13 protein-coding genes are annotated in these 15,130 nt (G+C 41.2%); 9 read left to right on the top strand and 4 right to left on the bottom strand.

The genetic code is table 11. The annotated features are described in order from the left end of the window. Window position 1: 1 nt before the first annotated feature. From AC4HAI_RS01085 to AC4HAI_RS01075, 3 genes are read left to right on the top strand one after another with little or no spacing between them, the layout of a single operon-like run. Entirely contained in the window at window positions 2-1,216 is a 1,215-nt protein-coding gene (locus AC4HAI_RS01085; protein ID WP_491110100.1) for an aminoacyltransferase, read from the top strand. Further along, window positions 1,217-2,449, top strand: coding sequence for an aminoacyltransferase (locus AC4HAI_RS01080; protein ID WP_491110099.1), 1,233 nt, complete (start codon window positions 1,217-1,219; stop codon window positions 2,447-2,449). Window positions 2,450-2,453: 4 nt separating this feature from the next. Then, on the top strand, window positions 2,454-3,680 hold the full coding sequence (locus AC4HAI_RS01075; protein ID WP_491110098.1) for an aminoacyltransferase: 1,227 nt from the start codon (window positions 2,454-2,456) through the stop codon (window positions 3,678-3,680). A gap of 37 nt (window positions 3,681-3,717) precedes the next feature. Here AC4HAI_RS01075 and tpiA read toward each other — a convergent pair whose 3' ends face one another. The 4 genes from tpiA to AC4HAI_RS01055 all read right to left on the bottom strand — a co-directional run bounded on the left by tpiA (window position 3,718) and on the right by AC4HAI_RS01055 (window position 8,200). Beyond that, window positions 3,718-4,467 carry a triose-phosphate isomerase gene (gene tpiA, locus AC4HAI_RS01070; protein WP_491078238.1) on the bottom strand — a complete coding sequence of 250 codons (750 nt, stop codon included), beginning with the start codon at window positions 4,465-4,467 and terminating at the stop codon, window positions 3,718-3,720. Window positions 4,468-4,622: 155 nt separating this feature from the next. Beyond that, the gene (locus AC4HAI_RS01065) at window positions 4,623-6,053 is read right to left on the bottom strand and encodes an NADP-dependent glyceraldehyde-3-phosphate dehydrogenase (protein ID WP_491078237.1); all 1,431 of its coding nucleotides are present in this window, start codon (window positions 6,051-6,053) and stop codon (window positions 4,623-4,625) included. A 145-nt stretch (window positions 6,054-6,198) separates the two neighbouring features. Further along, a complete protein-coding gene (gene ptsP / locus AC4HAI_RS01060; protein ID WP_491078236.1) occupies window positions 6,199-7,932 on the bottom strand; it encodes a phosphoenolpyruvate--protein phosphotransferase in 1,734 nt (577 codons plus the stop codon). 4 nt (window positions 7,933-7,936) lie between these two features. Continuing rightward, window positions 7,937-8,200, bottom strand: coding sequence for a phosphocarrier protein HPr (locus tag AC4HAI_RS01055; RefSeq protein ID WP_491078235.1), 264 nt, complete (start codon window positions 8,198-8,200; stop codon window positions 7,937-7,939). A 451-nt stretch (window positions 8,201-8,651) separates the two neighbouring features. Between AC4HAI_RS01055 and nrdH the strand changes: the two genes are divergently transcribed. From nrdH to AC4HAI_RS01025, 6 genes are all read left to right on the top strand, one after another. Then, window positions 8,652-8,876 (top strand): glutaredoxin-like protein NrdH, encoded by a 225-nt coding sequence (nrdH, locus tag AC4HAI_RS01050; RefSeq protein WP_491078234.1) that lies wholly within the window; start codon window positions 8,652-8,654, stop codon window positions 8,874-8,876. A gap of 109 nt (window positions 8,877-8,985) precedes the next feature. Further along, entirely contained in the window at window positions 8,986-11,145 is a 2,160-nt protein-coding gene (gene nrdE / locus AC4HAI_RS01045; RefSeq protein ID WP_491110097.1) for a class 1b ribonucleoside-diphosphate reductase subunit alpha, read from the top strand. Between the two features lie 253 nt (window positions 11,146-11,398). Then, a complete protein-coding gene (nrdF, locus tag AC4HAI_RS01040) occupies window positions 11,399-12,361 on the top strand; it encodes a class 1b ribonucleoside-diphosphate reductase subunit beta (protein WP_491078232.1) in 963 nt (320 codons plus the stop codon). 149 nt (window positions 12,362-12,510) lie between these two features. Further along, the gene (locus AC4HAI_RS01035; protein WP_491078231.1) at window positions 12,511-12,873 is read left to right on the top strand and encodes a CidA/LrgA family protein; all 363 of its coding nucleotides are present in this window, start codon (window positions 12,511-12,513) and stop codon (window positions 12,871-12,873) included. A 5-nt stretch (window positions 12,874-12,878) separates the two neighbouring features. Continuing rightward, the gene (locus AC4HAI_RS01030; RefSeq protein WP_491110095.1) at window positions 12,879-13,574 is read left to right on the top strand and encodes an LrgB family protein; all 696 of its coding nucleotides are present in this window, start codon (window positions 12,879-12,881) and stop codon (window positions 13,572-13,574) included. 349 nt (window positions 13,575-13,923) lie between these two features. Next, on the top strand, window positions 13,924-15,129 hold the full coding sequence (locus AC4HAI_RS01025; RefSeq protein ID WP_491078229.1) for a quaternary amine ABC transporter ATP-binding protein: 1,206 nt from the start codon (window positions 13,924-13,926) through the stop codon (window positions 15,127-15,129). Window position 15,130: the final 1 nt, after the last annotated feature.

The raw sequence follows: 15,130 nt of genomic DNA, 5'->3' as shown, positions 1-15,130 counted from the left end.
TATGTATAGCTATAAGCTAGATATTCCTACTTCTGAATATGATGATTTTATCGCCAGTCAGGAGCAGGTTAACCTTTTTCAAAGCAGCAGCTGGGCCAAGGTCAAGGATGACTGGAAAAGTGTCCGGCTAGGTATATACCAAAATGAAAACTTGACTGGTGCTGCCCTGCTCCTCATCCGTCAGTTACCCCTAGGACGTACGATGGTCTATGTTCCTCGTGGACCCGTTATAGATTACACTAACAAAGAGCTAGTAACTTATACACTTGATACTCTCAAAAAAGTGGCAAAAACTAAAAAAGCTTTATTTCTCAAGTTCGATCCTATGGTGCTAATCGCTGATAAAAAAGGCAAGGCTGAGTTCCAAGATAAGGCTCAGGCCCAAGCACTCATAACCACGCTCCAAGAGTTAGGCTGCGACTGGTCAGGTCGTACAAAGGATCTATCAGAAACCATCCAACCACGTTTCCAAGCTAATATCTATGCTGAAGATTTCTCTTTAGATTCCCTTGCCAAAAACATCCGGCAAGCCATTCGGACGAGCAAAAATAAGGGCGTTACGATTACCTTTGGTGGTTTAGAATTACTAGAAGACTTTTCTAGTCTGATGAAAAAGACTGAGGAACGTAAATCTATCCATCTACGCAATAGTGACTATTACAAAAAGATGCTAACCGCCTATCCAGATCATTCCTTTATTACTATGGCCTACCTGGATCTCAATAACAGACAGGCTGAACTGGAATCTCAGTTGGATAAGACAAAAGAAACTCTGGCAAAATACACTGAAAAAACTAAACCCGGCAAAGTTGAAAACACCAAAAATGATATTAAGCGTCTTGAAGAGGAACTAACCTTTATCGCACCTTATATCCATCAAGGCTTTAAAAAGGTTCCGCTAGCAGGAACTTTGACCTTGGAGTTTGCAAAGACATCTGAGAATCTTTACGCCGGCATGGATGATACCTTCCGTCGCTACCAAGCCCCTTTATATGTCTGGTTTGAAACAGCTGCACATGCTTTTGAACGAGGCAACCGCTGGCTCAATTTAGGAGGGGTAGAAAACCAGCTAGATGGTGGTCTTTTTGCTTTCAAGTCAAAATTTGAACCACGATTTGAAGAATTTATCGGGGAGTTCAACATTCCCGTCAGTCCTTTCTACCGTCTAGCTATGTTCGCCTATACGAAGCGCAAGCAACTAAGGAGTAAGCACTAAATGATATTTGAAATTCTCAGTCAAGATATTTTTGAAACCTTCAGTCGATCTGTAGCCTATAAATCATTTATGCAATCCGTTCCAATGGCACAGCTATTGCGTAAGCGAGGTTATGAAGCGACCTATGTCGGATTGAAAGTTGATGGGCAACTAACTGTTGCAGCTGTCCTTTATACCATGCCTATGACTGGGGGACTTCATATGGAAATCAACTCTGGCCCCTTCTGGACAGACCCTACCTATCTGACTAGCTTTTACCAAGAACTTCAGCACTATGCCAAGTCTCAAGGGGCTCTCGAGCTTGTTATCAAGCCCTACGATACCTATCAAACGTTTGATAGCGAAGGAAATCCCACAGACCATGAGAGACCAGAATTGATTACAAGGCTAACGGATTTAGGCTTTAGTCATGATGGTCTTCAAACTGGTTATCCAGGCGGAGAGCCAGACTGGCACTACATCAAGGATATGACAGGAATCATCCAAGATAACCTGATCCAATCTTTTAGTAAAAAGGGACGGCCTCTGGTTAAAAAAGCCAAATCTTTTGGAACAAAAATTCGCAAACTTCAAAGAGATGAACTACATATCTTTAAAGATATTACCAGCTCAACCTCAGATCGACGGGAATATAGTGATAAATCTCTAGAATACTATCAAGATTTCTATGATAGCTGGGGAGATAAGGCAGAGTTCATGATTGCGACCCTTAATTTTCAGGATTATCACCAATCCTTGTCCCAACAAAAACAAGCTCTACAAAACCAACTAGATCCTATCCTTAAAGCCATTAATGAAGGGGCCGATGGTGCAAAAATTAAAAAACAACGCCAGCAGCTAGAAAAACAATTAGATACACTAGAGACACGCCTAGTTGAGGCCCAAGAGGCAATTGACCAGCATGGATCAGAAGATGTTGTCCTAGCCGGTAGTCTCTTCATTTACACCCCTCAAGAATCCGTCTACCTCTTTAGCGGTTCCTACACAGAGTTCAATCGCTACTATGCACCGGCTCTTTTGCAAGAGCACGTCATGCTAGAAACCATCAAGCGCCAAATCCCAACCTATAACTTCTTAGGGATTCAAGGAATCTTTGACAATAGTGATGGTGTTTTGCGCTTTAAGCAAAACTTCAACGGCTATATTGTTCGTAAGATGGGGACCTTCCGCTACCATCCAAGCCCTCTCAAATATAGGATCATCCAGACCATTAAAAAGATGTTAGGAAGATAATGTCATGCTAAAAACACTAACACCAGAGGAATTTCAAACATTTGCAACGACCGTCAAACAAAAAAGTTTTGAACAGTCTGCTGCTATGGGGCAGGTCTTTACTCAGCGCGGTTATCGTGTTGATTACCTAGGCTATGAGACTGACGGACAGCTAACTGTCGCAGCTCTTATCTACTCCACCCCTATTCTGGGTGGCCTGCACTCCGAAATTTACTATGGACCCATTTATACTAATCTTGATCACATTCCTGCTTTTTTAGAAGAGCTTAAATCCTTTGCCAAGTCTATCAAGGCCCTAGAAATAACTGTCAAGCCCTACGATATCTATCAAACCTTCACTTCCGATGGTCAGAGCGACTCGGCAACGAATGACCAGCTGATAGCTACTTATCAAGCAGCTGGCTTCAAACATCTTGGATTAACTCAAGGCTTTGAAACCAGCGATTGGCATTATGTTAAAGATTTGACTGATCTGACCAAAGACAGCCTGCTCAAAACTTTTACCAAACAAGGGAAATCTTTAGTAAAAAAAGCTGGAACCTTTGGAACCAATATAAGACCGCTCAAAAGAGAGGAACTTCATCTTTTCAAGGAATTAACTGAAGCAACATCTGAGAGACGTTCATATAACGATAAGCCTCTATCCTACTACGAATTTTTGTACGATAGTTTTGGCAAACAGGTGCAGTTCCTGATGGCAACCCTCAACTTTACCGATTATCTCGAGAATTTAACCCTCCAGCAAGATCAGCTAAAAGAACGTATCCATAAGCTTCAAGAAGACTTGCTCACCCATCCAAATTCAAACAAGAAGCACAATCAGCTCCGAGAGCTTCTCAGCCAATCAGAGACTTTTGATAAGCGACGTTCAGAAGCCAAAGAGCTTATTACGACCTACGGATCAGAAGACCAAGTCCTAGCTGGTGCTATCTTTATCTTCACTCCTCAAGAAGCTGTTTATTTTCTCAGCGGCTCCTACCCAGAATTCAACCGCTTCTATGCCCCAGGACTACTTCAAGAATATGTCATGCATGAAGCCATTGATCAAGGGATAACCAGTTATAATCTTAGAGGTATTTCAGGCCTCTTTGATGGCAGTGATAGTATTTTAAAATTTAAACAGAATTTTAATGGACATATTGAGCGTCGCCCAGGCGCTTTCAGCTACTATCCACATCCCCTAAAATATAAAATGATTAGCCTCCTAAAAAAAATCACAGGTCGCCAATAAAAAAAGAACTGCCAAGGCAGTTCTTTTTTTATTAAAATTAAAATTCCAACAAAGCAAGGAAGCTTTCTGGATCCAATGAAGCACCACCAACAAGGGCACCATCAACATCTGGGCAAGCCATGTATGATGCAACGTTTTCAGGCTTAACAGATCCACCGTACTGGATACGCACCTTGTCAGCAACCTCTTGACCAAAGTCTTTTGCGACAACATCACGAACAGTTTTACACATGTTTTGCGCATCGTCTTGAGTGGCTGATTTACCAGTACCGATAGCCCAGATTGGCTCATAGGCGATAACAAGTGATGATACTTGCTCAGCTGTCAATCCTGCCAATGCTGCAGATACTTGTGCCCCTACAAATTCAGCAGCCTTACCTGCTTCATAAGTTTCAAGTGATTCACCACAACAGATGATTGGAAGCATACCGTTGTCAAAGATTGCTTTTGCTTTTTTGTTGATGTCTTCGTCTGTTTCGTGGAAGTAGTCACGACGTTCTGAGTGACCGATAACAACATAGTCAGTTCCGATCTCTTTCAGTACTTGTGGGCTAGTTTCACCAGTGAAAGCACCTGAATTTTCAAAGTAAGTATTTTGAGCAGCAACTTTAAGGTTTGAACCCTTAGCTGCTTCAAGAACAGCTGTCAAGTCAACAGCTGGAGCAGCGATTCCTGCTTCAACACCTGTAGCTGGAATTTTAGCAGCTACAGCTTCCACAAAAGCTTTAGCTTCTTGTGGATTTTTATTCATTTTCCAGTTACCAGCGATAAATGGTGTACGAGACATAAATGTACCTCTTCTATAAATTTATTTACCTTATCATTCTATCACATTTAATAAGCTATTAAAAGAACTTGCCTGATTTTTCTGACAACAATCCCCCCTCTTCTCTCACTTCAACATAAAAAATCACCCACAATTGTGAGTGATCAAATGAACGATTAGTCTGCGATATCAAATACAGTCGATTTAACTGTTGTCATCGCTTCAATAGAGTATTTAACCCCTTGAACACCGGCACCAGACTTCTTAGCTCCTAAGAATGGGAAGTTATCTGTACCACGTTGGGTCTTGTTATTGATATGAACAGTACCAACTTCTAATTGCTCAGCAATCTTGAAAGCAAGTGGGAAGTTCTTAGTAAAGACAGATGCTTGGAGCCCGTATTCAGATTCGTTAGAAATCTTGATAGCTTCTTCAACTGACGATACACGAATAACTGGAAGGACAGGACCAAAAGGCTCTTCCCAAGCCAAACGCATGTCAGTGGTAACCTTATCAAAAAGAACAGGGCAAATAAGATTATCTTCACGCTTAATTTCAGTAAGAGCCTCAGCTCCCTTATCGCTAGCGTCGTTGATAAGTCCTTCAACAAAGTCAGCCGCCTTGGTATCAATCAACGGTGTAATATCAGCATCTTCTTCAGGCATACCGATCGTCAATTTAAGGACTTTCTGGCGAATATTTTCAACCAATTCGTCAGCAATACTATCCATAACCAGAACACGTTTCACTGCGGTACAACGTTGACCTGAATAACCAAAAGCACCTGCGATGATATTTTTAGCAGTCAATTCAAGATCAGCATCTTCAAGGACAATAGCCGAATCCTTACCACCAAGTTCGAGCATAATCGGACGCATACCAGCCAATTTACCAATACGCTCACCAACCGGAGTCGAACCTGTGAAATTGATGAAGTTAACGGCTTCATGTTCAACGATATAATCCCCAATAACAGATCCACGTCCAGTAATAGTACTAAAGACACCGGCAGGAATACCAGCTTCGGCAAAAGCTTCCGCCAAGAGAAGTCCTGAAATAGAACCTTGCGTAGGTGGTTTTAAGGCAACAACATTTCCTGAAATAAGAGCAGGAGCAATCTTCGAACCAGCAAGGTTGATAGGATAGTTAAATGGTGAAATAGCAAGTACAAGACCTACTGGCTCACGACGCACAATGGCAATTTTCTTCTTACTTGCTGGCTCAAAGGAACCACCTTCAAGAACCTCACCCTCCATGCGAAGGCCTTCTTCAGCTGCATAATTAATAATTTCAGCTGTACGAACAACCTCACTCACAGCTGACTTATAACCTTTTGCAATTTCCTTGGAGAGGACAGCACCGATCTTTTCAGCATCACGCATCAAAATGTCAGCTGCTTTGTGAAGATAGTCAGCACGTTCTTTGTAAGAAAGAGCACGCCAAGCAGGCTGAGCAGCCTTTGCTGACGCATAAACAGCATCAACCTCTGCTTGACTCATGGCTGGAACTGAACCAAGTTCTTCTCCACTAGCAGGAGCATAGATTTTAATCTCCTCAGCAGAGAGCTTCCACTCACCATTGACCAAGTTTTTATATTGCTTTGTCATCTAGTTCTCCTTTATTTATTGATAAAATCATTCTAACACTTTTTAAATTATTTTCAAATAGTCGCTACGCTAATCATCATATATTATAAGATTAGCATAAGATCCACTCAAAAAAGCCAGCCTCAGGCTAGCTTTTCTATGTTCATTAATCAAAATTAATGTATTCTTTTTGAAGTTCGAGTACTTCTTCCATAGTAGCACATTCTGTTAATGCACGGTTAGCGTATTCTTCCATCTTAGCTGTATCAAGTTTCTTCATCAAGCTACGTGTACGAAGAACTGATGTCGCTGACATAGAGAACTCATCAAGTCCCATACCAACTAACAATGGTACAGCTGTTTGGTCACCAGCCATCTCACCACACATACCTGCCCACTTACCTTCAGCGTGAGCTGCCTTGATCACATTGTTGATCAAGCGAAGGATTGATGGGTTATATGGTTGGTAGAGGTATGATACTTGTTCGTTCATACGGTCAGCAGCCATTGTGTATTGGATAAGGTCGTTGGTACCAATTGAGAAGAAGTCCACTTCCTTAGCAAATTGGTCAGCAAGCATAGCAGCTGCTGGGATTTCGATCATGATACCCACTTGAATGTTATCAGCGACTGCAACCCCTTCAGCCTTGAGGTTAGCTTTTTCTTCCTCAAAGACAGCCTTAGCAGCACGGAATTCTTTAAGAAGAGCAACCATTGGGAACATGATGCGTAATTGACCATGGACTGATGCACGAAGGAGGGCACGGATTTGCGTACGGAACATAGCGTCACCGGTCTCAGAAATTGAGATACGCAAAGCACGGAAACCTAGAAATGGGTTCATTTCTTTTGGAAGATCGAAGTATGGCAATTCTTTATCACCACCGATATCCATGGTACGAACCACAACTGGCTTACCATTCATTCCTTCAAGCACTGCCTTGTAGGCTTCGTATTGCTCGTCTTCTGTCGGAAAGTCTTGTGAATCCATGTACAAGAACTCTGTACGATATAGACCAACAGCCTCTGCCCCATTATCGTTGACACCATCAACGTCTTTTGGTGTACCAATATTAGCAGCTAACTCAAAGTGCTTACCATCAGCCGTAACAGTTTCAGCATCTTTAAGGAGCGCCCACTCAGCTTTTTGCTTAGCATAGGCCTCACCCGCTGCCTTAAACTCTGCCACCTGCTCATCAGTAGGATCAATAATGACATCACCAGTAATACCATTAACAGCAACGAGATCACCATTTTTCACGGTATCAGTGATATTATTTGTTCCAAGAACAGCAGCAATTTCGAGCGTACGTGCCATAATGGCTGAGTGACTAGTACGTCCACCAATATTAGTCACAAAAGCTTTAACAAACTTTTTATCCAATTGAGCTGTGTCAGATGGTGTCAAGTCATGTGCGATAACAATCGACTCTTCATCAATAGCAGCTGGATTTGGTAATTTCTTACCAAGAAGATTTGCCAATACACGTTTAGTGACATCACGAATATCCGCAGCACGTTCCTGCATATAAGGGTTATCTTCCATACCTTCAAAGATAGTAATGAACATGTCCGTTACTTCCTTGAGAGCAGCTTCTGCATTAATTTCTTTAGACTTGATAGTTTCCTTAATTTGGCCTACCATCTCTGGGTCAGCCAATACCATCAAATGTGCATCAAATACAGCTGCAGCTTCTTCTCCGAGGCTACCTACGGCTTTTTCACGGATAGCAGAAAGCTCGTCTTGAGACGCTGCCAGAGCTGCGTCTAGACGAGCCTCTTCTGCACTCGTATCTGAAACAGATACTGTTTCAAACGAAAGATCCGGTTGAACCAATAGATATGCCTTAGCAACAGCAACACCATCTGATGCTGCGATTCCTTTAAGCATTTCTGTCATAATCTTATGCCAATCCTTCTTTTGTCATTGTTTCTTCAATTGCTGCGATTGCATCATCTGCATCTGCACCCTCAGCAGCGATAGTAACGTCAGCACCTTGACCAACACCAAGGCTCATCACACCCATGATTGATTTAAGGTTAACTGATTTACCTTTATAATCCAGGGTGATGTCTGAAGCAAACTTACTTGCAGTTTGAACAAGCAAAGTAGCTGGACGTGCATGGATACCAGTTTCTGCAACGATGTGGAAATCTTTAGAAGCCATAATGACTCTCCTTTTTCTAATGTAAAAATTTTTGAATTATCTTATGATAACCCTTACAAAACAGAATTATATCATAAGCATTCACGATTTTCAAGATAGAAAGTTTTTTCTCCATTTTTTTGTAACCCTTTTCTTTGCTTTTCTATAAAGGTTTTCAATTCTTCACCCACACAATCTTTCTAAACCTAGAAGTATATCCAATCTCATATCAAAGTTTTTTTAAAAACATATAATAGAAGATTAATTTTATAAAAATTCTAGCTTAATGCCCCCCGGAACATTGTCATAACTGGCTTTTTTACAGTTTGGTGTCAAAAGCAAATTCACCACAATATGTTGGGTTTCCTCGAAAAAACAACCACAAAATATTGTGTTTTTTTGATTTTAATTCCTTGCTTTTTATCCTAGTTTTGGGTATGCTAGTTTCAGTAAATATTTTGGAGGGAAAATAATGGCTACTATCACAGTCTATTCAAAAAATAATTGCATGCAATGCAAAATGACCAAGAAATTCTTGGAACAAAACGGAGCTGACTTCGAAGAAATTAACATCGAAGAGCATCCTGAGAAAGTAGACTATGTTAAAAGTCTTGGTTTTACTGCTGCTCCTGTTATTGAAGCGGGGGACACTGTATTCTCTGGTTTCCAACCATCCAAGCTAAAAGAAATTATCTAAACCTAGTGTAGAACTGCTAAGTGATTTGTCGTCACTTAGCAGTTCTACATTTCAAAGCGATCGATTAATATTTTTTAAAGTTTAATTATTGTATATCAAAGGAATTTTTATGAGTCTTAAAGATCTAGGGGAAGTATCATACTTCCGTCTTAATAATGAAATCAATCGACCAGTAAACGGTCAAATCCCACTTAACAAGGATAAAGAAGCGCTGGAAGCTTTTTTTCTGGAAAATGTCATTCCTAATACCAAGTCATTCGCTACCATTACTGATAAGATCACTTATCTAACTGAGAATGATTACATTGAATCAACCTTTATTAAAAAATATAAGCCAGCCTTCATCGAGGAATTGGCGCAGTTTTTGAAAGAATCAAATTTTCATTTCCAATCTTTCATGGCTGCTTATAAATTTTATCAGCAGTATGCCTTAAAGACTAACGATGGTCTCTATTATTTAGAAAGTCTTGAGGACAGGGTTCTCTTCAACGCCCTCTACTTTGCTGACGGTAATGAAGAATTAGCCAAAGACCTAGCTAATGAAATGATTCATCAGCGCTACCAACCAGCTACACCATCATTTTTAAACGCTGGGCGTAGTCGACGTGGAGAACTAGTCTCCTGCTTTTTGATCCAAGTGACTGATGATATGAATGCTATCGGTCGTTCCATCAATTCTGCTCTGCAGCTCTCTCGTATCGGTGGAGGTGTAGGGATTTCTCTGAGTAATTTGCGTGAAGCTGGGGCACCAATTAAGGGCTACGCGGGCGCAGCATCCGGAGTAGTTCCTGTCATGAAACTCTTCGAAGACAGCTTTTCCTATTCCAACCAATTGGGCCAACGCCAGGGAGCTGGAGCTGTTTATCTAGATGTTTTCCATCCGGATATTTTAGCCTTCCTTTCAACGAAGAAGGAAAATGCTGATGAGAAAATTCGTGTTAAGACCCTATCTCTTGGGATTACTGTGCCAGATAAATTTTATGAATTAGCACGTAACAACGAAGAAATGTATCTCTTTAGTCCCTACTCTGTTGAAAGAGAATATGGTGTTCCTTTTAACTACATTAATATCACTGAGAAATATGACGAGCTGGTAGCCAACCCTAATATCACCAAGACTAAAATTTCCGCTCGTGAGCTAGAAACTGAAATTTCTAAACTGCAGCAAGAATCTGGCTACCCTTATATCATCAATGTGGATGCAGCTAATCGCTCAAATCCTATTGATGGTCGCATCATCATGTCCAATCTATGTTCAGAAGTCCTTCAGGTGCAACGTCCAAGTTTGATCAATGATCGTCAAGAATATGTCGACATGGGGACAGATATTTCTTGTAACCTAGGATCCACCAATATCGTCAACATGATGACTTCTCCAGATTTTGGTCGCTCTATCAAGGCTATGGTACGTGCGCTAACATTTGTATCTGATTCATCTAGTATCGATGCTGTCCCAACCATCAAAAATGGAAATGATGAAGCCCACACCTTTGGCCTAGGAGCTATGGGGCTGCATTCCTTCCTAGCGCAAAATCATATCCACTATGGAAGTCCAGAGTCTGTTGAATTTACTGATATTTACTTTATGCTCATGAATTATTGGACTTTGGTCGAATCCAATGCCATTGCTCGCGAACGTGGTGTCAGCTTTGTAGGATTTGAAAAATCTAAGTATGCTGATGGTAGTTACTTTGACAAGTATGTGACCGGTCAGTACCAACCTCGTTCTAAACGTGTCAAGGAGCTGTTTGCCGGGCACTTTATTCCAAGTGCAGAGGACTGGAAAGCTCTTCGTCAAGCGGTTATGGCTGATGGTCTTTATCACCAAAACCGCTTAGCGGTTGCCCCTAACGGATCCATTTCATATATTAACGATGTATCTGCTTCTATCCACCCTATTATCCAACGGATCGAAGAACGCCAAGAAAAGAAGATTGGTAAAATTTACTACCCAGCTAGTGGGCTATCAACCGACACAATCCCTTACTACACTTCTGCTTATGATATGGATATGCGTAAGGTCATTGATGTTTACGCAGCAGCTACACAGCATGTTGATCAAGGTCTCTCAATGACACTCTTTATGCGCAGCGAACTACCAGATGGTCTCTACGAATGGAAAACCGAACGAAAACAAACGACTCGTGACCTCTCTATTTTGCGCAACTATGCCTTCAACAAGGGAATCAAGTCCATCTATTATATCCGTACTTTTACAGATGATGGATCCGAGGTAGGCGCAAATCAATGTGAAAGCTGTGTGATTTAACTGAACAGCCAAACTTAGAGCTAAAGCTCCTATGTTTGACACGCCAACCGCTATTGGCGGTTTGGCTAGTTCACTTACTAACTTCGTAGAAGGTGTATCATCGACACCTTCTACTACGTGTCGTAACTCTTTAGACATGGCAAACTTGGAGCTAAAGCTCCTATGTTTGACACGCCAACCGCTATCGGCGGTTTGGCTAGTTCACTTACTAAACTTTTGAATAATATTATCCTTCTTTAACTTGGAGAAACTCATGACAACATACTACAAAGCCATTAACTGGAATGAAATAGAAGATTTAATTGACAAGTCAACTTGGGAAAAGCTGACTGAACAATTTTGGCTGGATACCCGCATCCCACTGTCAAACGACTTGGATGACTGGCGTAAGCTCTCTGCTGCGGAAAAAGATCTAGTGGGTAAGGTCTTTGGAGGACTGACACTCCTTGATACTATGCAGTCTGAAACTGGTGTGGAAGCTATCCGTAAAGATGTACGTACCCCTCACGAGGAAGCCGTTCTTAACAATATCCAGTTTATGGAATCTGTCCATGCCAAGTCCTATTCATCCATCTTTTCAACTCTCAACACCAAGTCTGAAATTGAAGAGATTTTTGAATGGACCAACAACAATGAATACCTGCAAAAAAAGGCTGAGATTATCAATGAAATTTATCTCAATGGTGATCCTCTCCAAAAAAAGGTGGCTTCTACTTTCCTTGAGACCTTCCTCTTTTATTCAGGCTTTTTCACCCCACTTTACTACCTGGGAAATAATAAACTCTCTAATGTCGCTGAAATCATTAAGCTCATTATCCGTGATGAATCTGTCCACGGCACCTACATTGGCTATAAGTTCCAACTAGGATTTAACGAACTCTCAGAAGAGGAGCAAAACGACTTTCGTGATTGGATGTATGATCTCCTCTACCAACTTTATGAGAACGAAGAACGTTATACCCAAACCTTATACGATGAACTAGGCTGGACCGAAGAAGTTATGACCTTCTTGCGCTATAACGCCAACAAAGCCCTCATGAACCTGGGACAGGATCCTCTCTTTCCTGATACAGCTGATGATGTCAATCCCATCGTCATGAATGGTATCTCAACAGGAACAAGCAACCACGACTTCTTTAGCCAGGTCGGAAATGGTTATCTCCTTGGTACCGTAGAAGCTATGAAGGATGATGACTATAACTATGGTATTGACTAAAGGCTTCATATAATCAAAGACCTGTACAACTCCTGCTTGACAAGCAGGAGTTTGTTTATTTTTCACATGAAAGCGTTTCATGACCTTGAATATTTTTATCAGAGTAGTAGACTTATACTAGATTTATTCATTTAGAAGAAGGCCTTTTTATGAAGTTATACGTACAATTCATGATCATTTTATTATTCTGTCTTATTGGGCAATTCATTTCCTCCATCTTCCACCTGCCTATTCCCGGCAGCATCATTGGTTTGATTTTGCTCTTTCTGGCCTTACAGTTTAAACTTATCCGACTAAGACACATCTACACCGTCGGAAAATTCCTGCTAGATAATATGACCATCCTCTTTTTGCCTGCTGGTGTCGGGGTTATGCAATATTTTGACCTCATCCTCCCTAATATTCTTCCTATCTTGCTGGTAACCCTAGGTGCCTTGCTCATCAATCTCATCGTCATGGCCTATGTTGTTACCTGGATCAAAAATCGCTTTGAAGGCGACTACAAAGGATAAAGCATATGGCAGACATTATTAATAACCCTATTTTCGGACTTTCCTTATCTATTCTTGCCTATCTTATTGGCCTCATCATCTATCGACATTTCACACACCCTGCTACTACACCTCTGCTAGTAGCTACTATAGCTCTCATTATTCTCCTAAAGTTAACTGGAATTTCCTATGATAGTTATTATAAAGGTGGTGAATATCTAAATACCTTAATTGTCCCTTCAACGGTAGCCTTGGCTATTCCTCTCTACCGAAATTTCCATCTCATGAGACATCACTACCGTAGCATCATCATTGGAAGCTTGATTGCAACTGTCCTAAACACGGGCTATACTGCCCTTATTGCTAAGCTCTTCGGTCTAGACTTTTTCTTTTCCATCTCACTCTTTCCCAAGTCTGTCACTACAGCCATGGCTATTGGCATCAGTGAGAAAATGGGAGGAATTACAACCTTGACCTTGGTCGTTGTAGTCATGACAGGTATCTTGACTAGCGTTATCGGCCCCTCTCTCCTAAAACGTTTAAAAATGACGGATCCCATCGCTTTCGGACTAGCCCTTGGCGGTACTGGACATGCTATTGGAACTGGGGCAGCTCTTAAAGAAGGACAAATTCAAGGAGCTATGGCTGGCTTAGCCATCGGTATTACCGGTATGATGTATGTCTTCATCAGTCCCATTGTTGCCCAACTCATACTCAAGTAAAATATCTGCCCTACAGAAAAGAGTCGAGGACAGTCAGTAACGGTGATAAAATCACGATTTTGATTTCTCTTTCTCCCTTTTATCTCTAGACATTCGTTCTAAAAATAGAATAAATCCAAGGTAGGAACTACCATTCAGCAGTGGTTCAAATAGAACAATACTAAGGAGTCTGGACTTTTATGCCAGCCCCCTTTTTTTGAAATAGATGATTTTTTTGCAAATTACTGCTATAATGAGGATATTTGTGATAAGCTGTGTAACTGTCATCTAGTTTTAATACTAACATTATATTAGAGTTATACTACTATGTTACACTACCTTAGAGTTATCTTAATAAGAAAGGATTACTATGGATACACTATTAAAAGTTAGTCATTTGAGTAAGATTTTTGGTAAAAAACAAAAAGCTGCTCTAAAAATGATTCAAGAAGAAAAATCAAAAACTGAGATTCTTGAAAAGACAGGCTGTACTGTCGGTGTTTACGATGTTAATTTCGAAGTCAATCAAGGCGAAGTCTTCGTTATCATGGGGCTGTCAGGAAGCGGGAAATCAACTCTGATCCGCTTGATTAATCGCTTGATCGAACCGTCATCTGGTACGGTTGAAATCAAGGGGAAAAATATCTCTGAAGCCTCTCCTGAGGAACTGCGGGAAATCCGTCGTCACTCTGTCAACATGGTCTTTCAGAACTTCGGACTTTTCCCTCATAAAACCATCTTGGAAAATACCGAATATGGTTTAGAGCTTCGTGGCGTTCCTAAAGAGGAGCGTACCGCTCTAGCTGAGAGAGCCTTGGAGAATTCAAGCCTTTTAGCCTTCAAAGACCAGTATCCTGATCAGCTATCAGGAGGGATGCAGCAGCGTGTAGGTCTGGCACGTGCACTGGCTAACGATCCTGATATCCTCCTGATGGATGAAGCTTTCTCAGCCTTGGACCCCTTGATTCGTAAGGAAATGCAAGATGAGCTTTTGGACCTGCAAGACAATGTTCAAAAGACTATTATCTTTATCACTCATGATCTTAATGAAGCCCTTCGTATTGGCGATCGAATCGCACTGATGAGAGACGGGCAAATCATGCAGATCGGTACAGGTGAAGAAATCCTCACACAACCAGCTAATGACTTTGTTCGTGAGTTCGTTGAAGATGTCGATCGTTCTAAGGTTTTGACAGCACAAAATATCATGATCAAACCAATTACCGCTAATATCGAAAACGATGGTCCTAACGTAGCCCTCAAACGAATGGATACTGAAGAGGTCAGTATGCTTCTGGCGACCAACCGAAAGCGCAAACTCCTAGGAGTCATTACAGCTGATGCTGCCTATGATGCTCGTAAAAACGGCACCAAGTTAGCTGACTGTGTGGATCCAAATATCCGTACTGTTCCTAAAGATGCTGTCCTAACTGATATCCTTCCTCTGATTTATGATTCTGCAGCTCCTATCGCTGTCCTTGATGATAATGAGCGCTTGATGGGGGTTATCATCAAGGGACGTGTCATTGAAGCCTTAACCAAACAAGGTATCGAAGTAGAAAAGGAAGGTGAGTAAT

It is taken from the genome of Streptococcus sp. ALY_208, from assembly GCF_058314295.1.
This window is presented reverse-complemented; position numbering and strand designations above follow the sequence as displayed.

Excerpts from the sequence above, each read along its gene's own strand:
- ptsP (WP_491078236.1), bottom strand. The coding sequence starts at position 7,932 with ATGACAGAAATGCTTAAAGGAATCGCAGCATCAGATGGTGTTGCTGTT.
- nrdF (WP_491078232.1), top strand. The coding sequence starts at position 11,399 with ATGACAACATACTACAAAGCCATTAACTGGAATGAAATAGAAGATTTA.
- AC4HAI_RS01055 (WP_491078235.1), bottom strand. The coding sequence starts at position 8,200 with ATGGCTTCTAAAGATTTCCACATCGTTGCAGAAACTGGTATCCATGCA.
- tpiA (WP_491078238.1), bottom strand. The coding sequence starts at position 4,467 with ATGTCTCGTACACCATTTATCGCTGGTAACTGGAAAATGAATAAAAAT.
- nrdE (WP_491110097.1), top strand. The coding sequence starts at position 8,986 with ATGAGTCTTAAAGATCTAGGGGAAGTATCATACTTCCGTCTTAATAAT.
- AC4HAI_RS01085 (WP_491110100.1), top strand. The coding sequence starts at position 2 with ATGTATAGCTATAAGCTAGATATTCCTACTTCTGAATATGATGATTTT.
- AC4HAI_RS01025 (WP_491078229.1), top strand. The coding sequence starts at position 13,924 with ATGGATACACTATTAAAAGTTAGTCATTTGAGTAAGATTTTTGGTAAA.
- AC4HAI_RS01080 (WP_491110099.1), top strand. The coding sequence starts at position 1,217 with ATGATATTTGAAATTCTCAGTCAAGATATTTTTGAAACCTTCAGTCGA.
- nrdH (WP_491078234.1), top strand. The coding sequence starts at position 8,652 with ATGGCTACTATCACAGTCTATTCAAAAAATAATTGCATGCAATGCAAA.
- AC4HAI_RS01065 (WP_491078237.1), bottom strand. The coding sequence starts at position 6,053 with ATGACAAAGCAATATAAAAACTTGGTCAATGGTGAGTGGAAGCTCTCT.
- AC4HAI_RS01035 (WP_491078231.1), top strand. The coding sequence starts at position 12,511 with ATGAAGTTATACGTACAATTCATGATCATTTTATTATTCTGTCTTATT.
- AC4HAI_RS01075 (WP_491110098.1), top strand. The coding sequence starts at position 2,454 with ATGCTAAAAACACTAACACCAGAGGAATTTCAAACATTTGCAACGACC.
- AC4HAI_RS01030 (WP_491110095.1), top strand. The coding sequence starts at position 12,879 with ATGGCAGACATTATTAATAACCCTATTTTCGGACTTTCCTTATCTATT.